The organism is Paenibacillus sp. SAF-068, assembly GCF_051967555.1.
GTDB lineage: Bacteria > Bacillota > Bacilli > Paenibacillales > Paenibacillaceae > Paenibacillus.
Map to the genome: position 1 here is coordinate 796,921 of NZ_JBQCJX010000002.1, position 23,632 is coordinate 820,552.

A 23,632-nucleotide genomic window follows, 5' to 3' on the forward strand; every position below is an offset into this window, starting at 1 on the left:
GGCTCCTTCGGCTATCTATAGATTTAAGGGGAGGATATAAGGGATGATGAACAAACCGGAAATTGCTGATATTTATCCATTATCTCCAATGCAAGAAGCATTGCTTTTTCATTCGCTTTACGACCAGGGAGACGTATATTTCGAGCAAATGATCTTTACGATTGAAGGGTTCGTTGATGTTAAAGCATTGGAACGCTCCATGAACAAAGTTATCGAGAGATACGATACGCTTCGGACAATCTTTATTCACGACAAAATCAACAAGCCAAGACAAATCGTGTTACGAAACAGAAAAGTTAAATTGGAATACACTCAAATGACTGAGTCTGATCCTAGCGAGCAAAGGAAGAGCATTCGGCAGATAGCGGAAGAAGATCGCCAGCGGTCTTTTGACTTGTCCAAAGATCTGCTGTTACGCCTGCAAATGATCCAAACTGGCCCGGCGGCATATACGCTAATCTGGAGCAATCATCATATTCTAATTGATGGATGGTGCCTGGGCATCATTTTCCAGGAGTGGTTCTCCCTCTACAAGCAGGAGACTCACGGAACACCTGCACAACTTGATCGTGTCATTCCCTATAAAAGATATATTAAATGGTTGGGTGAACAGCAGGAGATCGAAGCCAGAACCTATTGGAAGAATTATCTCTCTGGTTATGAGAACGGAGCGGACTTCCCTGTGGAAATAACTTCGGATTCAGCGGAACAACCGTCGATTCAGGAGATTACGTTTAGTATGGGCAAGGTACTGACTGAGCAGTTAATGGATGTAAGCCGTAAATATCAGGTCACGATGAGCAGTCTTTTTCAGACGTTGTGGGGAGTCGTGCTTCAATACTATAGCAATTCTGACGATGTGGTTTTTGGAACTGTAGTATCTGGAAGGTCGGCTGCCATACCGAATGTGGAGAAAATTGTAGGTTTGTTCATTAATGCTGTGCCCGTACGAATAACGTCGGATGAGAAACAATCGTTTGCCCAATTACTGAAAGAGACTCATCAAAATGCCATTCTTTCTGAGGAGTTTAGCTATCTGTCTCTCGCTGAAGTGCAAGCGGAAGCAGGTCAGAATGGTCAGCTTTTTAACCATATCATGGTGTATGAAAACTACCCGTCCAGTACCAGCATGTTTGATACCAAACAGTTCGAACTTGGATTTGATATTACCTCCATTGAAGCATATGAACATACCAATTATGATCTGAACATTTCCATAGGCCCAGGTGAAGAGATCCGGGTCAAGATCAATTATAACGAGCAGGTATATTCGGATTCTTTTATTAGGCGATTGTTTGTTCACCTGAAGCAAGCCTGTCTATTGATTGCGCAAGAACCGGAAATAAGTGTTGCAGATATTCGGATCCTGACCCCGGAAGAAAACAGCATGCTGGTGAAAGGGAACGAGACCACGGCAGACTATCCGAGGGATCAGTCCATTTCAGAATTATTTACTCGACAGGTCGAGTTAAATCCTGATCATCCAGCGATTCAATTAGCACACCAGACATGGACCTATGCAGAACTCCATGCTCTGGTTGAAGATTGGGCCAAAGCCATACAATGGCATGGTATACAGCCAGGAGACAGAGTAGGTCTGGTTGCGGGGAAATCCATGGAGATGATTGCAGGCATGTTGGCTATTATTCGGGCTGGTGCCGCCTATATTCCGCTTGACCCCACATTTCCGGCCGAAAGATTGACCCATATGCTTCACGATAGTGGTGCACGATTTCTCCTTCGGTTCACTGAATTGGAATTGCCTCATTATGAGGGAGATATCTTAACCTTGGACATGGTGATGACGCATGAACGTTCATTCAACATGAACAAGTACCAAGAGATTGATTTCCTTTCGAGTCCAAGGGATGCAGCGTACATTATCTATACTTCAGGTTCAACTGGAACACCTAAGGGTGTGGTTGCGACACACCAAAATATAATCAAGAGCGTGCGAAATAATGGCTATGTGGAACTGAACTCCAACGATCGGATTCTGCAAATTTCGAATTATGCTTTTGATGGAGCTACCTTCGACATATACGGGGCATTGTTAAATGGCTCAACGCTTGTACTGGCTACTGAAGAAAAGATGCAGAGTGTAGCTGCGCTTGCTGATCTGTTCGCCGAGGAAGAGATTTCGGTGGCTTTCATGACCACTGCGCTATTCAACACGATGGTGGATTGGGACCCGAGTTGTTTTAGTAAGGTGAGACATCTTTTGTTTGGGGGAGAGAAAGCTTCAATCCGGCATCTGAACAAGGCATTAGCTGTTTTGGGACCAGAACGGTTATTGCATATGTATGGGCCAACAGAAACGACAGTGTATGCAACCTATTATCCGATAACACAGCCTGATGTGGCACCCATAGGCAAACCGATTCATAACACCACTGCTTATGTCATGAACTCCAAACGTAATCCAATGCCTGTCGGTGTGACGGGAGAGTTATACATTGGCGGTGAAGGGTTGGCCAGTTACCTGAATGCTCCAGAGCTGATGCGAGAACGTTTTGTCGATAACCCGCATGCTCCCGGTGAGAAAATGTATAAAACCGGAGATTTGGTTAAACGTCTGCCTGATGGGAATTTGGAATATATAGACCGCAAGGATCATCAGATCAAAATCAGGGGTCACCGCATTGAGCTGGGAGAGGTGCAGGAGAAGATGAGAGCTCTTTCCGGCGTGGAAGATGTTCTTGTTACGACATGGCGGGATGCCCAGGGGAGTTCTAACTTAAGTGCATATATCATCCCTATTCAATATGAAGAGGGTCAGGCAGAGCAAAATCAGCAGATTCAGGAATGGAAGTTGGCATTGAAAGCCCGCTTGCCTGAATATATGATTCCTGCTACATTCCAGATTCTTAGGGTATTTCCGCTCAATTCCAACGGCAAAATCGATCGCAAAAACCTTCCGCTTCCTAAGGTGATGGATCAAAACAAAAATCTGCCACTGTCTGGAGTTACAGAACAGAAACTGGCTCAGATCTGGGAAGATGTATTGGGCGTCAAACCAGGTGCCGGGGATCATTTCTTTGAGCTTGGGGGCCATTCGTTAAAAGCCATGATGCTGGTAGCCAAAATACATAAAGAGATGGACGTAAAACTTTCTTTGCATGAAGTATTCCGTGCAGCAATACTGCGGGAAATGTCCGTATGCATAGAAAATTCTCGCAAAAGTGTATATAAGGCTATTCCTGCCGTGGAAGTACAAGAATCGTACCCAGTGTCCTCATCGCAAAAAAGAGTCTACATTGCACAACAGCTGGCTCCACTGGAGACCAGCTACAATATGCCGATGGTACTGGAGATTGAAGGTAAGCTTAACCGCGATAAACTGGAGAAGGCCTTCATACATCTTATCCAACGGCACGAAGTTCTAAGAACGCGTTTCATCTGGTCCGGTGAACAATTGCGGCAACATATTCTGGAACCCGCGGAACTAAGCTGGGGTTTAATCAACTATGAGATGCAAGCGCAACAACCGGGAACGTATTTCGGCACTGATGGTCTGAATGGGCAAAAAACGACGATTGCCTCATATCTTGAGAAATTTGTACAGCCATTTGATCTTTCAACCGGTCCGCTGATCCGTGCAGCTCTTGCTGAAGTTACATCCAATCATAGTCTCTTGTTCATTGATACTCATCACATCGTGTCTGACGGTGTATCCACTGGAATTATCTATAAGGAACTGACCCAATTATACGAGGGAGAAGAGCTGTCACCTGTAAACCTACACTATAAAGACTACTCCGTATATGAACAAAATGAGCGAACGAGTCAGAGATATGAGGAAAATCGGAAATACTGGTGTGGCCAATTCGAAGGTGAACTTCCGAGCACGGAGATTGTACCTGACTATATCAGACCTTCCGTTCGGTCTTATGAAGGGTGTTCGATTTCATTTCAACTCGAAACGGAGCTCACAAATCGGTTGAAAAGCCTTGCTGCTAAGCACAAAACCACATTATATGTGGTCTTGCTGGCTGCCTATAATATCATGTTATCCAAGTATACCGGAGAAGAGGATATTGTGGTCGGATCACCTATTGCAGGGAGGTATCATGAAGATGTTCAGCCTATGGTTGGCATGTTCGTCAATACGCTGGCCCTGCGTAATCAGTTGCCAGGTGAACTCTCATTGGATGAATTCATAAGACGGGTGAAGTCCAATTTTGTTGAGGCGCAAGAGCATGGAGAGTTCCCTCTCGAGGACCTCCTTGAGCATCTTCAACTATCCAGGGATCTTAGTCGACATCCGTTGTTTGATACCCTTTTTGTACTGCAAAATATGGATATTCCACCAATCCAACTGACGGGAACTACCTTTACTGCAGCGGAGTGGGACTGGAATCATGCCAAATTCGATATGACATGGGGATGCCAGGAGGATCGCCTTGGCTTGAACTGGACAGTGGAGTATGCTTCCTCCATCTACAAAAAATCTACCATTCTGAAAATGATTGATCACTACAAAAATATCCTTGTGCAGATGGGGAATGCCTCTTACATGAGGCTAGAGGAAATCCATTTATTAACGAACGATGAGCAATCCGCTATGCTTGCCTGCAATGAAACCCAGGCAGAATATCCGCGTCAATCCAGCATTTCGTCAGCGATTGATGAGCAGGCTGCCCGAACTCCTGATCAGATTGCGGTCATTGATGAAGATCAGAGTCTAACGTACAGGGAATTTAACGAAGTAACAGACCAATATGCACGGATACTGATGGAAAAAGGAATGAAGCAAGGAGATGTTGTGGGTCTATTGACAGACCGTTGTATGGGAATGATTATAGCCATTTTCGGGATTCTCAAGACAGGTGCAATGTATGTCCCTATTGACCCTTCTTTTCCTGAAGAACGCAAGCGCTTCATTGTGGAAGACAGCAATGCCAATTGGCTGATCACAGCCAATGAGTTGACTGTGACCGGGAGCAGTGCACAGCATCTGATACTTGAAGAAATGCTTCAAGAGGCAGCTAGGACGAGGGAACAACTCAGCAAATGGAAATTGCCAGCGGTCCCATCGGAAGCAACAGCATATGTGATGTATACTTCAGGCTCGACAGGTAAGCCCAAAGGAGTGATGACCAGTCATCGAAATATTATGAAGACGGCTATTCACAATGGCTACAGTGAACTGTCCGCTGCCGATCGGGTACTCCAAGTATCCAATTATGCATTCGATGGTTCAACCTATGAGATTTTTGGGGCACTATTAAATGGTTCAACACTCCTATTGATAGCCAAACATACATTACTCGATGCTGCCGAGCTAGCGAGAACGATGGATGAAGAACGAATCACATCTGCTTTTATGACGACGACGTTATTTAATACCATGGTCGACTATGATGTTACGTGCTTCAAGCATGTGAGGAAACTGTTCTTTGGTGGAGAGAACGCATCGATTAAGCATGTACTGAAAGCACTGGATTACTTGGGCGAGCATCGTGTTGTGAATGCGTACGGACCGACAGAAACGACTGTTTTTGCAGCGACGTATTCGGTTGAGAACAGCTTGCATCCACATACTCGGGTTCCCATCGGACGTCCGATACACAATACACGATTATATGTACTTAATCGGTGGAGTCAATTGCAGCCTATAGGGATTCCTGGTGAACTGTACATCGGTGGGGAAGGTGTAGCGAAAGGATACTTGAACCAGCCTGATTTAACGGAAGAACGCTTTGTTCCAGATCCATTCGTCCCTGGAGAAACGATATATCGGACAGGAGATTTGGTAGTTTGGAGAGAGGATGGTCAACTGGAATACTTGGAAAGAATGGACAACCAGATCAAAATTCGGGGAAATCGGATAGAACTCGGCGAGATTGAAACCAGATTGAAAGAAATCCCCTCCGTAAATGAAGCAGTGTTAGTTGCACGTAAAGAGGAGCGTGGCGAAGGTTCCCTTCTGTGTGCATATGTCGTACCCGAAGATCTTGTGATGAAGAAGATGGACAGCTCCGATCTGGTTTCGAAATGGAAGAGTGAATTGAGGCAGTCACTTCCGGAATACATGATTCCTGCATTTATTCTCATTATGGACACCATACCGATGACATCCAATGGAAAAGTGGATCATGCTGCTCTTCCCAAGCCTTCGGCAAACTGGAATACGGTGGAGGTCATACAGCCTGAAAATACGTATGAAGAGCAGTTGCGGCATATCTGGTCCGAAGTTCTCGGGAAGGATTATCCAGGCATGCTGGAATCATTTCTCGATCTTGGAGGACACTCGCTTAAAGCGATGACCATGGTAGCCAAAATACATCAGATGTTTGATGTAAAGCTAAGCCTTCAAGATATCTTCAGCCATCCTACCATTCGGGAGCAGGCAATGCTTATCCAGGGGAACGACAAGCTTCAGGGGTATGTCCCCTTGCCTATTGTGAATCAGGATACAAGTTATGATGTGACTTCTGCTCAGAAAAGATTGTATATCATTCAGCAAAATGAACATATGGGTACCAGTTATAATATGCCGATGGTACTACGAATCGAAGGTCATCTGAATATGGAACGACTTGAAAACGCTCTGCTTCAGTTGATTGATCGCCATGAGTCCTTACGAACCTCTTTTCTGTTGGAAGATGATCAGGTTAGACAACAGGTACACGCGCTGGGTGAACTGGACTGGAAACTTGATATGACAGAAGTAAATAATGGCACATTGCAGTACGGGTCTATAGATCATGACGAGGCGTCATGGATTGCATCATGTATTATTCCTTTTGATTTGTCAGCTCGATGCTTGTTCAGAGCGTATGTCCGCAAGCAATCGGATACACAGCATCTTTTATTGCTGGATGTTCACCATATCGTTTCGGATGGGATATCAACAGCGATTATGTACGATGAGTTATTCAGAATATATGAAGATGAAGAGCTACCGCTTCCGCAGAAACAGTATAAAGATTACGCTGCCTATGAGCAGCTACAGCAATCAACGGAAGCCTACAGTGCTGCTCGTGATTATTGGCATCGACTGTATGAGGGTGATCTGCCGATATTGGACTTCCCTCTGGAAAATGTGCGTCCACGAGTACAGCGCTATGAAGGAGCGCAACATACATTCCTTCTGGGTGACGTTCTTGCCAAGCGCCTGACCGAGCTCGCGGCGAATCAGGACACAACCTTGTATGTACTGCTGTTAGCCGCATATTACATTCTGCTATCCAAATATAGCGGACAGGAAGATATCATTGTGGGTACACCGATCGCAGGCAGAGATCATGTCGAAACGGCTTCCATGGTGGGGATGTTTGTTAAAACGTTACCTTTGCGCAGCGAAATCAAGCCGGAACTTACGGTTGCAGGGTACTTGGCTTCATTGAAGCAACGTGTACTGGATTGCTCCAATCATGCGCTGTACCCACTTGAAGAGCTGCTGGATCATCTGCAAATGGTCAGGGAACCGAGTCGACATCCCCTGTTTGATACGGTATTTGTACTACAGAACATGAACATGGCTCAGCTAAGAGCGGATCAGCTTAATATTGATCAGATGGAGATAAGAGCAGGACGATCCAAGTTTGAGATGACTTGGGCTGGACATGAGTTGAAAGAAGACATCTCCATGACGATTGAATACAATACCGACTTATTTTCCCATGCCAGGATCCAACAAGTGTCTTCGCATTATGCGCACATTCTTGAACAGATGGTTAACGATACCCATCGGAATCTCAACGACATTGAATTGTGTACATTGGAAGAAACCCTTTACTTTGAGCAGAATGAAGGACAAGTTGTCGAATATCCAAGAGAAGAAACAATCCCCGTGCGGTTTGAAAAACAAGTGAGACAGCACGCAGATCGTCCTGCGTTGATCATGGGCTCCATGAACATGACATATAGCGAGCTGGGTAAGAATGTTAAACGAATGGCTGAAAGGTTAAAACACGAAGGGGTTCGTCCGGGAGACAGGGTCGGATTGTTAACGGATCGCTCCATGGGGATGATCGTGTCCATTCTCGGCATTCTACAATCCGGAGCCACGTACGTTCCACTTGATCCGGGCTTTCCACAAGAGCGCCTCGTCTTTATGCTTGAAGATAGCCAGGCAGAATTGCTGATTGCTGAGCAAGGTCGGACTGTTTCGGGATTCTCAGGGAAAACGATGGTGTTAAATGAACAGTGCTGGAGTGCAACTCTTTATGGAGAGAGCTGGGGAGATCAAGAACCCCCGCCGGATCATGCAGCTTATGTGATGTATACATCGGGTTCAACCGGGAAGCCAAAAGGAGTCGTAACGACCCATCGCAACATTATGAAGAACAGTATCCAAAACGGGTTTATTGACATGATGCCGACGGATCGGGTTCTGCAATTGTCCAATTATGCTTTTGACGGATCGACTTATGACATTTTCGGAGCCTTGTTGAATGGTTCAGCACTAATCTTGATTCCCAGAGAGGATATGCTGCATATTACAGAACTTGCCCGTACATTGGACGAACAGCGAATTACAACTGTCTTTATGACGACAGCATTGTTTAATACACTCGTAGACTACGACATGAGTTGTCTAAAGCATATGAGAAGACTATTTTTCGGCGGGGAGCCAGGCTCCAGAAAACATGTCCTGAAAGCATTGGATTATCTTGGTCCCCATCGCATTATTAATTGTTACGGTCCAACGGAGACGACTGTTTTTGCAACAACATTTTCTGTGGACGAGAGTATGCGGGACAGAAGCAATGTGCCAATAGGCTGTCCAGTTCACAATACACAGGTCTATGTGCTTAATCGGTGGGGAAAAAGACAGCCGGTTGGGGTACCCGGAGAACTTTATATCGGGGGAGAAGGATTGGCACAGGGTTATCTGAATCAACCAGTGTTGACGGCAGAGCGGTTTGGCGAGAATCCGCTGAAAGCAGGAACAAGACTCTATCGTACAGGAGATTTGGTGAAGTGGCTGCCTGATGGAAACTTGGAATTCCTGGACCGTTTGGATCAGCAGGTCAAAATTCGTGGCAATCGAGTAGAGCTGACAGAGGTCGAAGGCAGACTTCTGGTTTTGCCGGAAATTAAAGAGGCGATGGTAACATCTGGACGGGATGAACAAGGGCACTCCTTTCTCTCGGCATATATCGTTCCTCATTCAACATCCGAGCCTAGGCTGGCGGTAATTATTCGGGAACAGTTGCTTCACGTTCTTCCAGATTATATGGTCCCTTCAACCTATGCCTTGCTTGACTCTTTTCCACTCACCAGTAATGGCAAAGTGGATAAGAGAATGCTTCCGAAGCCACAATCTCTTGTATCCGAGCGTTATGTTGCACCAACCGGTCCGCTCGAAGCTGAATTGGTAGATATCTGGAGTAGTGTTCTGGGATTACCAAAAGTAGGCATTCACGACCATTTCTTTGAACTTGGAGGACATTCTCTCAAGGCTATGTCCCTGATTGCCCAGATTCATAAAGCTTTTGATGTAAAGTTGACGGTACAAGATGTGTTTACCTACACTTCCGTATTGGATCAGTCCAAATTTATTCAGAAAACCAGAGGGACTCATCGTTATGCATCGTTGCAACCTGTGGCGGTTCAAGATACCTATCCTGCATCATCAGCGCAGAAAAGATTATTTTTCATTCAGAATATGGATCAGCAGAGCACCAGTTACAATATGCCAATGATTTTTGAAATTGAAGGTCAACTCTTTGCTGAGCGACTCGAGGAAGCTTTTATCGCCCTGATCCATAGACATGAAGCGTTGCGTACGTCTTTTGAACTTGTTCAGGGTGATCTCAGACAGCATATATGGCCTGCAACAGATCTGGAGTGGAGGATGGAGCGTACATTTGCTGAAGGGAAGGAAACAGTTGATATAGAGACGTACGTTCATTCGTTCGTTCGTCCCTTCAATCTGAAAGCACACAAGTCGCTTATCCGTGCAGGCTTGTTAAGTACTTCATTAGATAGGCATATTCTGGTTGTGGATACTCACCATATTGTTTCTGACGGCACATCGACCAGTATTATCTTCAGTGAACTGTTTCAGTTGTATGAACAACAAAAATTTGAGCCGCTTCCTGTTCAGTACAAGGAGTATGCTGTTTGGGAACAGGAACATAAGAAGGCGGGAAGCTATCAAAGTAGTGGGGAATACTGGTTGAATCAATTCCAAGGTGAACTTTCGGTGTTGAATCTACCTTATGATGATTCCTATGGCAGAACCCATAGAGCTACTGGGGCACGAGTAGAGATACAGCTTAATGAAGAGCTGACCGAGCAGCTCCGGATTCAGGCAGAAGAGTACAAAACAACGTTGTATACGGTAATGTTGGCGGGCTATTCCGTCCTGTTGTCCAAATATGCCGGACAAGAGGATATCGTTATCGGTGTACCTACAGCCGGTCGGGAACATGCGGATACTGCATCTGTAGTTGGCATGTTCGTGAATACGTTGGCATTGAGGTTGAGGCCAGCAGGAGAGATGGAAGTACAGAAATATATTCAACAAATTCACGCCCAATTGATGCAGGGCTACGAACACGGGATGTATGCTCTTGAGGAGCTGATTGAACAGTTGGCATTGCCAAGAGAACTGAACCGACATCCCCTATTTGATACGATGTTTGTATTGCAGAACATGGAGCACTCATCACCTGAAGCGAGTTCGTTCTCCGTCCGTCAGGTACCTTCTGGCTCCAGTGAGCCGAAGTTCGATATGACATGGGGAAGTGTTGAGCACGCCGGAGGCATAAGCCTGACGGTTGAATATAATGAAAATCTGTTCTCTTCAGACACGATTGAGCGCATGATGCATCATTATGAACATATCTTGCAGCAGATGGTGATTCGTCCTTATGAGCAAATCATGAAGATTGAGATGTGTACTCCGGAGGAAAGGCTTCATCTGGCAAGTCTAGAAGGAGAGATTGTAGACTACCCAAGGGAAGAAACGATATCTCAAAGGTTTGACAAGCAAGTGCTGCGATATGGGGATCGTCCATCCGTTGTCATGGGTTCAGAGGTGATAACCTATGGCGAGTTGGAGATAAGGGCCAATCAGCTTGCAGAGATGCTCAGACTGAAGGGAATCACCCCGGGTGATGTGGTAGGATTATTAGCTAATCGATCCATAGGCATGATCGTCTCCATTTTGGGGATTTTGAAGGTGGGATCTGCATATGTACCGCTTGATCCAACATTTCCGGAAGATCGGTTAGCCTACATGTTGAGAGATAGCCAAGCCCAACTTTTGTTAGCCGAAGCTAATCTGGGCGTACCTGATTTTCAGGGTCCAACGATAATGCTTGATGAACGCTTGTGGAGTGAGGGGCTCAAGAAAGAGATTGTGTCTGATCAGGTCCAGTCATGGACGTCTGATTCACCTGCCTATGTCATGTATACATCCGGGTCGACTGGTGCACCCAAAGGAGTCGTGACTACGCATCGGAATATCATGAGAACAAGTATTAATAATGGTTTCATGGATATGGGGCCAGAAGAGCGGGTATTACAGTTGTCTAATTATGCATTCGATGGATCTACCTATGAAATATTCGGTGCATTGCTTAATGGAGCTGTCCTGGTGCTGATTCCCAGAGAGGACGGTGTACACACAGGTGAACTTGCCAGAACGCTGAAAGAAGAACGGATTTCCTCTGCTTTTATGACAGCTTCACTGTTCAATACCCTTGTGGATTATGATGTGACTTGTCTGAAACATGTTCGCAAACTGTTTTTTGGCGGCGAAGCAGCCTCCCGAAGTCATGTTCTAAAGGCTCTGGATTATCTGGGTCCACACCGGTTGGCTAACGGATACGGACCTACAGAAACGACCGTCTTTGCTGCAACCTACACTGTGGATGAAACACTAAAAGATAGACGGAATGTACCTATAGGGCGTCCGGTTCATAATACCAAAGTTTACGTGCTTAACCGTTGGGGACAACGACAGCCGATTGGTGTTCCGGGGGAACTCTATGTTGGTGGAGATGGCCTGGCATTGGGATATCTCAATCAGCCTGCGCAGACATCAGAACGATTTATTGAAAGTGTTATAACACCTGGAGAGATTATTTATCGTACTGGTGATTTGGTCAGATGGTTGCCTGATGGAAATCTGGAATATCTGGATCGTCTGGATCAACAAGTCAAAATTCGTGGCAATCGCATTGAACTTCCGGAAATCGAGGATCGCTTGATAACACTACCTGAAGTAAGAGAGGCTGTAGTTGTTCCCAAACGGGACAAACAAGGTCATTCCTACCTTGTGGCCTACGTTGTACTGCAAGGGGAGGAACAGGCTGGACAGGAACAACTGGCTCATATCAGGCAAGAGCTAAGTTCAATGCTTCCACAGTATATGATCCCGTCTAGATTTGAATTTCTGAATAATCTGCCGCGCAACTCCAATGGAAAAATAGATCGGAAAAGCTTGCCGGAGCCAGACAATCAACTGACGAATGGTTATTGTGCCCCCAAAAATACACTTGAACAGGATTTGGCATTAATTTGGGCAGAGGTACTGGGCATCGATCGCGCAGGTACAGAGGATCATTTCTTTGAACACGGTGGACATTCACTGAAAGCCATGATGTTAAATACGCTTATACAAGAGCAGCTTCATATCCGGATAGATCTGCAGGATGTATTTAAGTATCCGACAGTTAAGTTGTTGGCCGCTTACATCCAGCAGCAAGGAGCAAACCTTTATCAGGATGAATATGAGCGTATTCAGCCCGCACCTGAACAGCGCGTCTATCCTGCAACGCCTTATCAAGCTTACGGTTACGAAGCAAGCGTGGGCAATAATCATTGGAATATGCCAATGGCATTTCGTATCAAGGGAAGACTTCAGGCGGAGAGGCTGGAGAACAGTTTTAGGGCTCTAATAGAACGCCATGAAGCCCTGCGTACCTCATTACACAAAGAAGAAGGACAAGTTGTTCAGTGTATTCACCAGCAGGCTCATTTTGATCTGATTCAGAAGAAGGTGGAATCGGAGTCGGACAGAATACGTATTATGGAATCATTCATTCAACCGTTTAATACAAAGCTACCACCACTTCTTCGTGCGAAGCTCCTCCATATGGGAGAAGAGGATCATGTGCTTCTGATGGATATGCATCACGCCATATCGGATGGCACATCCGTGGGTATTTTGATGAACGAATTGGTTCAGCTCTATCAGGGGTTAACACTTCCGCTTGTTCAGTTACATTATAAAGATTATGCTGTTTGGCAAAAAGACAGGCTTGATCGGGGAGGGTATGCCGAATCCCAAATCTTTTGGAAGGAAACACTTCAGGGCTACCACCCGTTTACGGTAAGAGACGAGCGTGTAAGTGAAGAGGACATCACTTCTTATGAGGGGGATCAGATCGTTGTAAAGCTACCTGCCGGCCATCTCGTACAACTTAGAGAAAAACTCCATGATTCAAGTTTAACGGATTATGCTATTTTATATTCGGTATATCTGCTTGCGTTGCATCAGAAGACGGAGAGAACGGACATGATTGTTGGAACGTATGCATTTGGCAGAAGCAGGCCTGAATTGCAGGACACGGTTGGTTTATTTATTAATTCAATTCCTTTGAGAAATATAATATCAACAGGCGATACGTATTACGAATATCTTCTTAAGCTCCAGGCTAACCAAATACAGGCATTTGATCATCAGAATTATCCATTTGAAAGAATGCTTGAAGATGCAGGTTTCTCTTCTGCGCCTGGTGGACAATTGCTGTTTGATACCATGTTTAACCTGAATAATTTTGTTGATCGCTCTGTAGAAACTTCTGAAATTCAGATCGCGCCATTCAAGTATGAATGGAAGTTCAGTGAGTATGAGATCTATGTTACCGCTCAGAAAACCGGAGAACATTTCAGTATCCATTTTGACTATCGCGTGGCAAGTTTCAGCCGGGAGGAAATGGAGCAGTTCACCAATCAGTATCTGAGATTATTCGAACATATTGTGGAGAAGCCACATATTCTTATTGATCAACTGAATCAGATAAACCATTGGAAAGATTCTGTGATACACTAATATAAACCATTCATAGGAGGAGAAAAAGATGAGCAAATTTTTCAAATTCGGAGTTGTAAGGGACGAAGAGGTACCCGAAGAGATCAATGAATTGGTGGAAGAAACAGAGAAGCTGCCTGAGACGATTAGACAGGAATTAAGTGACGCTTTCAAAGAAGAAGATGAAGATAACAATAACTAATCAATAAATAATTTATTTTTTCCTAATGTACCCTCTTGCAAATCTCAGGAAAATATGAGATATGTAAGAGGGTACATACATAAAGTGCATTGACGGAAAAATTTGGGTGTGATACTATTAGACTGAATGGTCAGTCTTTTTATGGAGGGGTCTTCAATCGAAGTCAAACGGAGAAAAGATGTTGCTCAGATCAAGAAAGATATTGCTCGCAATACCAAAGAGTTATTTGCTCAAAAGGGATATAGTGCAACCTCCATGGAGGACATATGTACAATTAACAATCGAAGTAAAGGCAGTATATATTACCATTTCAAAAGTAAGGAAGAACTATTCATGTACCTCATCAAACTCAATAACGAAGAGTGGATGGATTCATGGCTGGAAAAGGAACATCAGTATGAGACGTCCGTAGATAAACTATATGGTCTTGCCGATCATTATGTTGACGATTTGGCGAATCCGCTCAATCATTCGATTAACGAGTTTGTCTCAGGTCAGGTGGTCAGTCAAGAGATGCTGGATGAGATGCTGTCCCTGATCCGTATTCCTTATATGACTTATGAGCGGATCATTTCGAAAGGTATTGAGGATGGCGAATTGAAACCGGAAGATCCACAGGATCTAATGCACATTATTAACGGTCTTTTTAACGGATTAAGCACCCTTTATTATGAGAAGGACCTGATTGATATCAGACGTCTCTACAAAAAAGGGATTGCCAGTCTGTTAGTGGGCATCCAACAACTTCAACCATGAAAAGCTGATGTTATATCAGTTTTTCTTTTGAAAATTAATAAACCGGACAGTCGGTTTAAAGGGAGATGGAGAATGAGCACATTGTTCAGGAACAAAGCTTTTCTTATCGTCACAGGGTCTGATCTACTGCAGAATCTGGCTATATGGATACGGAATATGGCGATCCTCTATTATGTAATGGACCAGACCCAGGGCAATCCGATTGCGGTCTCACTAATTACTGTACTTGAATATGCGCCGATTTTCGTTTTCTCCATCATTGGCGGTGCACTTGCTGATCGCTGGAATCCCAAACGTACCATGATATTGGGTGACATCCTTAGTGCATTATCCATTGTGATGATCATTGCCGTTTTATCTTCCGGTTATTGGCAGATTTTATATGTCGCCACATTTGTGTCCTCGATCGTTAGTCAGTTTTCACAGCCATCATCGGTTAAAATTGTAAAACGCAATGTAGAGGAAGAGCATGTGCAATCTGCAATTGCCATTACACAGAGTGGTCAATCACTTTTCCTGATTCTTGGCCCTATCGTCGGAACTTTTATTTATACCTTTATGGGAATTCAAACTTCGATGTATGCGTTACTTATTTTGTTTGTAACTTCTGCCATTCTTCTTACGTTTCTGCCGAAGGATTCAGCCCAGCAGGAAACGGAAACTTCATTACTGGCGGATATCAAGGAGGGCTGGCAATATGTCGGGCAATCCCGTTCATTAAAAATGCTCAGTCTGGTATTCATTTGTGTAGGACTCTCCTCAGGTCTCATCAGCCCACTAGAAATATTTCTGATCACTGAACGTTTGGGACTTGAACAGACGTCGTTACAGTTTTTGTCTGGTGTATCTGGATTAGGCCTGTTAATCGGTGGAGGAATTGCTGCTGCTTTCAGTGGCAAGATGAATCAAACACTGACACTTATGGTAGGTGTGATGTGTCTGGCTGTAACCACCATGGGCGAGGTATTATCCAGTTGGTTCTGGCTGACTCTTGTAATAAGTTTCCTGAGTTCCATTAGTCTCGCTTTTATCAACGTCATTATCTCCACATACTTGGTTACCCAGATTGATGAGCGCTTGATTGGGAGGGTTAATGGTACCATCACCCCATTATTTATGGGGGCCATGCTCCTCGGCTCTTCCATGGCGGGTGTAATTATGAATAGCACATCCTTAGTTATCGTCTATATCATCTCGGTTACCGTGATGATACTGAGCATTCTTCCAGGCATGAGAATTCAATTTGGCAGTAAGCAGAATGCTCCTGTGAACACATTGAATCCGGAAGTCGTACATCAAGCCGTAGACTAGAAAATTGGAGGAAGTTCATGAATTGTATACATCTCATCTGCTTTCCTTATGCCGGGGGTTCATCCATGATGTATTACCGCTGGCGTAATAACCTTCCTTCTCATATTCAGTTACATCCGGTTGAATTGTCCGGGAGAGGCCGAAGAATGAATGAACCCCTGTACACATCCATGGAACAGGCTGTGGAGGATGCGTATTTATCCATTCCATCCCACCTCTTCGAAGAGAAAATTGTTTTATTTGGGTATAGTATGGGAAGTCTTATTGCTTATGAACTGGCTCATTATATCAAGGATAAGCAGGGCAGAGATCCAGCGCATCTTTTTGTGGCTGCGAGAAAGGCTCCGCATATAACAAAACATAAAATAGCACTACATGCATTGCCTCACGATAAGTTTGTTCAGGAAATGCTTCAACTTGGCGGCATGTCACGAGAAGTTTTTGAGAATAAGGAATTAGCAGAGATCTTCGTTCCTTTGCTCAGATCAGATCTGCAGATCGTGGAGAGCTACCAGTGGGCAGAGACCAGAGAACCGTTAAATACAGATATAACCGTTCTTGCCGGGGCTGATGATGTGATTCCCATGGAACACATGCATGCATGGAACCAAGTAACGAAAGGGAGTTGTACACTAAGTGTCTACCCGGGTGACCACTTCTTCATCCATCAGCAGTATAACCGGATTACGGAGCAGATCGCTCGTGTAATGAGCGAGTATGATGTATAAGGATGTATATAAAAAGAGCAGCGGGAACGTCGTCCCACTGCTCTTTTTTAATGACGCTTATTGGAAAAGGACGGCGTACTCCCCGTATCCTTCTTTTTGCAAGTCTTCTTTGGGTACAAAAAAGAGTGCCGCAGAGTTGATGCAATAACGCATTCCACCTGCTTCAGCAGGACCATCGTTGAACAGGTGACCCAGATGGGAATCGCCCTCACGACTTCTCACTTCGGTACGAATCATGAAGTGGCTGAGATCGGTCTTTTCCTTTACATTGTGGTCACGTAATGGACGTGTGAAGCTCGGCCAGCCGCAACCGGAATCGTATTTGTCAGTAGAACTGAACAATGGCTCTCCGGATACGATGTCCACATAGATACCGTCACCATGGTGATCCCAGAATTCGTTATGGAATGCAGGTTCGGTGGCGCTGTTTTGCGTAACTTCATATTGAAGCGGCGTCAGACGTTCTTTCAGCCCGTCTTTGTCCACGTTGCCGGACCAGTTGCGTTCAATGAAATCTACGCGTCCAGAACCTTTGCTGTACCGTTTGTAGTGGGCAGGATTCTTCCGGTGATAATTCTGGTGATGTTCTTCCGCTTCATAGAACGGTTTGGCTGGCAGAATGGGTGTGAAGATTGGCTTGTCAAAACGCCCGCTTTGTCCCAGCTCCGCTTTGGAAGCTTCCGCAATCTGGCGCTGCTCCTCACTGTGATAGAAGATGGCTGTCTGATAGGAAGACCCGCGGTCATGGAATTGCCCGCCTGTATCCGTAGGGTCAATCTGCTGCCAGAACAGTTCAACCAGCTTCTTATATGGGAAGATAGCAGGATCGAACGTAATTTGTACAGCCTCTACATGTCCTGTTGTCTCCGAGCAGACCTCTTCATATGTTGGATTCTCGGTATGTCCTCCTGTATAACCCGATACGATCTTGTGAATACCGGGCAGTTCTTCAAAGGGGGATACCATACACCAGAAGCATCCGCCTGCAAAAGTTGCTAACTCATTTGAATGTTGTTCCATGCTATAGTCACTCCATTTCTGATGAAGATTTAGCGCTGGTGTTCGAACTCCAGCAATCTACCATTTTTATTCAACCTGTTACCACAAGCATTGGGCTTGTTCTTCTATTATATCCTGAATTGGCAAGCCAACCAAGCTGCAAAGAAAACAAGCTAGAACTGATGGCTTATGAATTCTGAATTCAGGCTTTGTTGCGTGACCGAAAGCGAAACAAGAGCAATACAATGGCCATGAACACCAGATATCCGGCAAGGATCGCCAGGCTCAGCCAGATTGATGTTTCAGCCTGGGCCCCTGCATAGGCAAAAACAAAAATCGCTGGCATTTTGCCAATAGCTGTAGCGACCATGAAGACCCAGAATGGCGTATACGTTATACCTGCGTAGATATTAACGGCCATCTGAGGCACGACTGGCAACAGTCGCATCGACATGACACCCATGAACGGATGTGCTTCCATCCATGTGGTAAAACGGTTCAGACCCTTAATGCGTTCGAGGTACGATCTCGCCTGATGTCTGAAGATGGTTCTTGCTCCGCCATAGACGAGTATGGCAGCAAGTGTTGTGCCAAGCCAGCATATCCAGGCTGCTGTGGGAGTACCGTAACTGTAACCAAAAGCGATAATAACAAACTTATAAGGAATTACTGGCACAAGAGCAAACAATGTTGCCATGGCGAGTAACAGCGGGATGGACTGATGGAGATCGGTCCAGGCCAGCAGTTCATATCTGTAAATAAACGTGACTCCTGCAAGTAAAACATATAGCAGAAGCCATAACCATTTTCGCAAAATCCCAAACGCTCCTTTCAGATCAGGCAGGTCTGGTCGTGTCCCGATCTGTACTGCTGTTCCTCATCAGTTTACCACGTTCGCCCATGGTCTGAACAATTCGTGTGAAGTCTGCTGCAATCACTGGCAAGTTGCAGTCTGAAGGGTTACACTATAGGACGTGGAAATATAGAACCGAACTGAAGGTGGAATGATCATCATGGAAACAAACCAACGTAAACGAATTGCAATTATCGGCCTCGGGGGGATTGCGCGTAAAGTATATTTGCCGCTGTTAACAGCTCATCCGAACGTGGAGATTGTAGGCATTATGAATCGGTCTCCGGAGCCGGTTCAGGCCGTTCAGGAAACGTATCGATTAGAACGGGGCACAACGGACCTAAAAGAACTGTTGTCCTGGGACTTGGATGCGGTGTTTGTACATACAGCAACGGAAGCGCACTTTGACATTGTCATGCAATGTCTGGAACAGGGATTGGCCGTGTACGTAGACAAGCCGTTATCCTATACACTTCGGGAGTCGGAAGAGATGACGGCTTTTGCCGAGGCACAAGGTCTGTTGCTCGCAGTAGGCTTCAATCGAAGATTCGCACCGATGTACCAAAAGGCGAAAGAATGGATGCAGGGTGGCGAAGGCTTCGACTCCCTGACAGTGACCAAACATCGTACAGGCATTCAGGATCGTCCTGCGGCAGAAACCATCTATGATGATCTCATCCATATGCTGGATTTGATGTTGTGGTACTCGGATCATAATGTGGAGTTGCTTCACCAATGGATTCGGAAGAATGATCTGGATAGACTATTGCATGCAACCGGTACGGCCAAGTTGGGCAGAACAGCCTACGGTCGATTCGATATGGTGCGTGAAGCTGGGGCAGATCTGGAGAAGATCGAACTGCACGGTGGTGGACGATCTGTTGAAGTGGTAAACATGGACATGATCAGCTACATGGAAAAAGGGAGCCTGGAAACCAAAGAAACGTTCGGGAGCTGGGATACCGTGTTAGCACGCAGAGGTTTTAGCGGAGCAGTTGACAATTTCCTGGCATGTCTCGACTCACCTGATGATTGTCTGATCAGTGCAAGTCATGTCATGGACAGTCATGAACTGGCTGAACAATTGATTCGCAAATAATTGCAGAATACACATACGGAGGAATACACGTCATGGATGAATATGAAAAGGAACGTGCTAAACAGATCGAGGAAGCTGTCATTGAAACCTATAAACAGGAAGAAGAGATGATGATCCTGGTGTTTGCCCAGTGGTGTGTCAATAATAATTTGGACCCGGAAGAGATGTACCGGCAAGCCTACCCGGATCAGCAGAGCAACGAGCGATTGCAGCAGATGCAGAAGCTGATTGTATCCAAGGAGGAAGCCGGTGAGATCCCGGATGATACGGTACTTGGTGTGTTGTCCATGTTCGGCAATGAAGATCTGGCGATGGTTGTATCCGAGGCCATAGCCGCGCGCAAATAAGCTGCAATTACGTATATTGGTATAACTACATCTGTTCCCGGTGAATAACGCGGAATTCCTTCGGTGACATGCCGAACCGGGAACGGAATACCCGATGGAAATAGGTATAGTTGTTAAATCCGGAAGACTCAGACACTTGCTCCAGGGTCATTGGACTGAAAATAATCCGCTCCCTGGCCATGTTCAGCCGGACGTCAAGCGTGTATTGCATGATGCTTTTGCCAAACGCTTCTTTGAAGAGATGAACACCCCGTGAGACACTGATGCCAATATGTGTTGCCACATCATCCAGCTTGAACAAAGAGGAAGCGTTTTCTTCAATGTAGTTCTTGATCTCATAAGCCACATAGTTGGTGTTGGTTATTGTTGGATGCTCCGCGAGCAGACGATCCACTTCGAGACATAAAATCCGCATGTAATAACTTGAAATTTCCGGATAAGGATTGGAAATGCGGCGTTGCTCCAATACGAGCTGTCGAAACAGTACTAAGAGACTTTCCGTCAGTTCGACTTTGATCCGGGTCGGTCGTTTGTGTCGCTTCCACCACTCATCCACCCATGAACCGTTGAAGAAGATGTGATAGTCGCCACTCTCCACCAGTCGTTCTCCCATCGGATTGGTTTCATTGTCTATTCTCAGCTCATAAGGCTCGTCAGGATCAAAAAGAAGCAGATCGCCCGCATCGACCAGGGACATGTCCCCGTCAATACGTGCACGGCAACGCCCGTCTGTTTGCAGTCTTAACAGGTAGTTCTTCACACCTTCAGGCTGCACCATGGCGTAGGGTTTACGATGAAATGAAAAGCCTGCTGTAAGAACTTGGCAGGAAGAATCTGTAGGCATGGGCATACTCCTTGCAAATTGAAAATTATGACCAGATAGTTCATGTTTTAATCATATTATTCATTTTAATTGAAGCTGAAACGGAATACCATAGTATTAGATTTAAGGAAGAGGAAACATCCAAACAAACATATGTATCTCAACCATTCAAACGCAGATTTTCACCATGCGTAAGGAGATGACCGTCACAGTGGAGAAAATGAAAGCAGGCATCATCGGGTGTGGTAACATCAGCGCCATTTACCTGGAAAATCTCAAAAACAACCCGCTCATTGAAGTCGTGGCTGTTGCGGATTTGATTCGTGAACGCGCTCAGGAACGGGCAGATGAATTTAATATCGCAAACGTTTACAATGTAGATGAGTTGCTGCAAAATAACGAAATTGAACTTGTGTTGAACCTTACGGTTCCTGGCAGTCACGCCATGACCGATATGGCTGCACTTGAGGCAGGCAAACATGTGTATGCCGAGAAGCCGCTGGCGATTTCGCTTGAGGATGGTCGCAAGGTTGTTGAACTGGCTGAGGAAAAGGGATTGTATGTTGGTTCTGCACCGGACACCTTCCTTGGTTCAGGCATTCAGACAGCTCGTAAAGCCATTGAGGATGGGCTGATCGGCAAGCCGATTGCTGCGACTTCGTTCTTCATGGGTGGAGGTCCAGAAGCTTGGCATCCTAATCCCGAGTTCTTTTATGTCGCAGGTGGTGGACCGATGTTTGATATGGGACCTTACTATCTGACCGCTCTGATTACGCTGCTTGGACCGATACGCAGAATCAGCGCCTCGGCAGGCATACAGATCGCAGATCGCAAGATCGGCTCTGGGCCGAAGGAAGGTACAGCGTTGCAAGTAGAGACGCCTACCCACTTGGCAGGAACCATTGATTTCGCAGAAGGTGCCATTGCGACCATGATTACCAGTTTCGATATTCGCGGAGCTTCGGATCTGCCACGTATTGAAATCTACGGTACAGAAGGTACGCTAAGTGTACCGGACCCCAACTATTTTAACGGGGAAGTGAAGGTTCGCAGATACGGTCAAGACACGTGGGAAACGATTAAACCAGCCTTTGAAAGTGGACAAAACGAACGAGGCATCGGCGTAACTGAAATGGTTGAATCCATTCGTGCCGGACGGGAACACAAAGCCAGTGGCAAGCTTGCTTATCACGTACTGGAAGCCATGCATTCATTCCAGCGTTCTTCACTTGAAGGCAAGCATATACATCTGGAGAGCAGCTATGACGCTTTTTCAGTAACTCGCACAGTTCAAACTGAGATTGAAACCGTGGACTCACACTAGTCTGAGTAACAAATAACAAATGTTCTTAATTTGTTGCTCTTTCGAGTCATGGGGAATAACCAGTATTCTTACGTTCAATTTCAGGATAGAAACACTCTCGATTTTCCACACTAATCAAACAGGCATGTGATCTGAACGGTATTGGTTTACAATTCAATTATTCATCAATTCAGCAATTATTCGATATCTAATCCAGGGAGGAATCGCACTTGAAACTCGGCGTATTTTTGGTACTATTCGGAGGACGTAAATTGGAGGATGCACTTGATTATGTAGCATCCAAGGGATTAAAAGCGGTAGAGATCGGAACAGGCGGACATCCAGGCAATGCCCATTGTAAACCGGATGAATTGTTAAGCAACCCTACAGCACTGAAAAACTTCAAAAATGCAGTGGAATCACGCGGTTTGACGATCAGTGCACTGAGCTGTCACGGTAACCCGCTACACCCGCAAAAAGATATTGCCAAAGGATTTCACGATGATTTTGTTAAAACGGTAGAACTGGCTGAGAAGCTGGAAGTACCTGTAGTGAATACATTCTCCGGTTGTCCCGGAGACCATGAGGATGCGAAATATCCGAACTGGCCTGTTGCGCCATGGCCGAATGATTTCCAGGAGATCTTGAAGTGGCAGTGGGAGAACAAGGTTATCCCTTATTGGACAGAGTGGGGTAAATTTGCAGCAGATCGTAATGTAAAAGTTGGATTGGAACTGCACGGTGGATTCTCCGTCCATACCCCTGCAACCTTGCTGAGACTGCGTGAAGCAGCAGGTGAAGTGATCGGAGCGAACCTGGATCCAAGTCACATGTGGTGGCAAGGTATTGATCCAGTGCAGGCGATTCACATCTTGGGACGTGAAGGAGCAATCCATCACTTCCATGCAAAAGACACAACGATTGATCCGATCAACGTGAACAAACACGGTGTAACGGATATGCAAGATTATACGAATATGCTGGATCGAGCTTGGCAGTTCCGCTCGGTCGGTTATGGACATGATAACAAGACATGGGCAGACATTATGAGTGCCTTGCGTCTGGTCGGATATGATTATGTAGTAAGTATTGAGCACGAAGACGGTCTGATGTCGGTTGAAGAAGGATTCTCTAAAGCCGTGCAAAATCTCCAGCAAGTATTGATTGAAGAGCCGCTGGGCGATATGTGGTGGGTTTAGAGTTACACTAGGG

General features: G+C 45.5%; 12 protein-coding genes. 9 read left to right on the forward strand and 3 right to left on the reverse strand.

The window, feature by feature from the left end:
* Positions 1 to 43 precede the first annotated feature (43 nt).
* From ACTHPG_RS17460 to ACTHPG_RS17480, 5 genes are all read left to right on the forward strand, one after another.
* Entirely contained in the window at positions 44 to 14,020 is a 13,977-nt protein-coding gene (locus ACTHPG_RS17460; protein ID WP_440390758.1) for an amino acid adenylation domain-containing protein, read from the forward strand.
* A gap of 28 nt (positions 14,021 to 14,048) precedes the next feature.
* Positions 14,049 to 14,201, forward strand: coding sequence for a hypothetical protein (locus ACTHPG_RS17465; protein WP_440390759.1), 153 nt, complete (start codon positions 14,049 to 14,051; stop codon positions 14,199 to 14,201).
* A 141-nt stretch (positions 14,202 to 14,342) separates the two neighbouring features.
* Entirely contained in the window at positions 14,343 to 14,957 is a 615-nt protein-coding gene (locus ACTHPG_RS17470) for a TetR family transcriptional regulator C-terminal domain-containing protein (protein ID WP_440390760.1), read from the forward strand.
* Between the two features lie 72 nt (positions 14,958 to 15,029).
* The gene (locus ACTHPG_RS17475; protein ID WP_440390761.1) at positions 15,030 to 16,268 is read left to right on the forward strand and encodes an MFS transporter; all 1,239 of its coding nucleotides are present in this window, start codon (positions 15,030 to 15,032) and stop codon (positions 16,266 to 16,268) included.
* A 17-nt stretch (positions 16,269 to 16,285) separates the two neighbouring features.
* The gene (locus ACTHPG_RS17480) at positions 16,286 to 16,996 is read left to right on the forward strand and encodes a thioesterase II family protein (protein WP_440390762.1); all 711 of its coding nucleotides are present in this window, start codon (positions 16,286 to 16,288) and stop codon (positions 16,994 to 16,996) included.
* A 57-nt stretch (positions 16,997 to 17,053) separates the two neighbouring features.
* Here ACTHPG_RS17480 and msrA read toward each other — a convergent pair whose 3' ends face one another.
* Both msrA and ACTHPG_RS17490 read right to left on the reverse strand, forming a co-directional pair.
* On the reverse strand, positions 17,054 to 18,016 hold the full coding sequence (gene msrA, locus ACTHPG_RS17485) for a peptide-methionine (S)-S-oxide reductase MsrA (RefSeq protein ID WP_440390763.1): 963 nt from the start codon (positions 18,014 to 18,016) through the stop codon (positions 17,054 to 17,056).
* A 181-nt stretch (positions 18,017 to 18,197) separates the two neighbouring features.
* Positions 18,198 to 18,809, reverse strand: coding sequence for a TVP38/TMEM64 family protein (locus ACTHPG_RS17490; RefSeq protein WP_440390764.1), 612 nt, complete (start codon positions 18,807 to 18,809; stop codon positions 18,198 to 18,200).
* A 199-nt stretch (positions 18,810 to 19,008) separates the two neighbouring features.
* Between ACTHPG_RS17490 and ACTHPG_RS17495 the strand changes: the two genes are divergently transcribed.
* Complete coding sequence (locus tag ACTHPG_RS17495) at positions 19,009 to 19,947, forward strand: Gfo/Idh/MocA family protein (protein WP_440390765.1); 939 nt, start codon at positions 19,009 to 19,011, stop codon at positions 19,945 to 19,947.
* 32 nt (positions 19,948 to 19,979) lie between these two features.
* Positions 19,980 to 20,294 carry a hypothetical protein gene (locus tag ACTHPG_RS17500; RefSeq protein ID WP_440390766.1) on the forward strand — a complete coding sequence of 105 codons (315 nt, stop codon included), beginning with the start codon at positions 19,980 to 19,982 and terminating at the stop codon, positions 20,292 to 20,294.
* Between the two features lie 25 nt (positions 20,295 to 20,319).
* On the opposite strand, the gene ACTHPG_RS17505 is transcribed toward ACTHPG_RS17500, so the two are convergent.
* On the reverse strand, positions 20,320 to 21,138 hold the full coding sequence (locus tag ACTHPG_RS17505; protein ID WP_133385436.1) for an AraC family transcriptional regulator: 819 nt from the start codon (positions 21,136 to 21,138) through the stop codon (positions 20,320 to 20,322).
* Positions 21,139 to 21,328: 190 nt separating this feature from the next.
* Between ACTHPG_RS17505 and ACTHPG_RS17510 the strand changes: the two genes are divergently transcribed.
* The gene (locus ACTHPG_RS17510) at positions 21,329 to 22,441 is read left to right on the forward strand and encodes a Gfo/Idh/MocA family protein (protein ID WP_440390767.1); all 1,113 of its coding nucleotides are present in this window, start codon (positions 21,329 to 21,331) and stop codon (positions 22,439 to 22,441) included.
* A 209-nt stretch (positions 22,442 to 22,650) separates the two neighbouring features.
* Positions 22,651 to 23,619 (forward strand): sugar phosphate isomerase/epimerase family protein, encoded by a 969-nt coding sequence (locus ACTHPG_RS17515; RefSeq protein ID WP_062835305.1) that lies wholly within the window; start codon positions 22,651 to 22,653, stop codon positions 23,617 to 23,619.
* The last annotated feature ends 13 nt before the right edge of the window (positions 23,620 to 23,632 follow it).

Bases quoted from the DNA above. Each gene is read 5' to 3' on its own strand.
- ACTHPG_RS17460 (WP_440390758.1), top strand. From the start codon at position 44: ATGATGAACAAACCGGAAATTGCTGATATTTATCCATTATCTCCAATG.
- ACTHPG_RS17465 (WP_440390759.1), top strand. From the start codon at position 14,049: ATGAGCAAATTTTTCAAATTCGGAGTTGTAAGGGACGAAGAGGTACCC.
- ACTHPG_RS17470 (WP_440390760.1), top strand. From the start codon at position 14,343: ATGGAGGGGTCTTCAATCGAAGTCAAACGGAGAAAAGATGTTGCTCAG.
- ACTHPG_RS17475 (WP_440390761.1), top strand. From the start codon at position 15,030: ATGAGCACATTGTTCAGGAACAAAGCTTTTCTTATCGTCACAGGGTCT.
- ACTHPG_RS17480 (WP_440390762.1), top strand. From the start codon at position 16,286: ATGAATTGTATACATCTCATCTGCTTTCCTTATGCCGGGGGTTCATCC.
- msrA (WP_440390763.1), bottom strand. From the start codon at position 18,016: ATGGAACAACATTCAAATGAGTTAGCAACTTTTGCAGGCGGATGCTTC.
- ACTHPG_RS17495 (WP_440390765.1), top strand. From the start codon at position 19,009: ATGGAAACAAACCAACGTAAACGAATTGCAATTATCGGCCTCGGGGGG.
- ACTHPG_RS17500 (WP_440390766.1), top strand. From the start codon at position 19,980: ATGGATGAATATGAAAAGGAACGTGCTAAACAGATCGAGGAAGCTGTC.
- ACTHPG_RS17505 (WP_133385436.1), bottom strand. From the start codon at position 21,138: ATGCCTACAGATTCTTCCTGCCAAGTTCTTACAGCAGGCTTTTCATTT.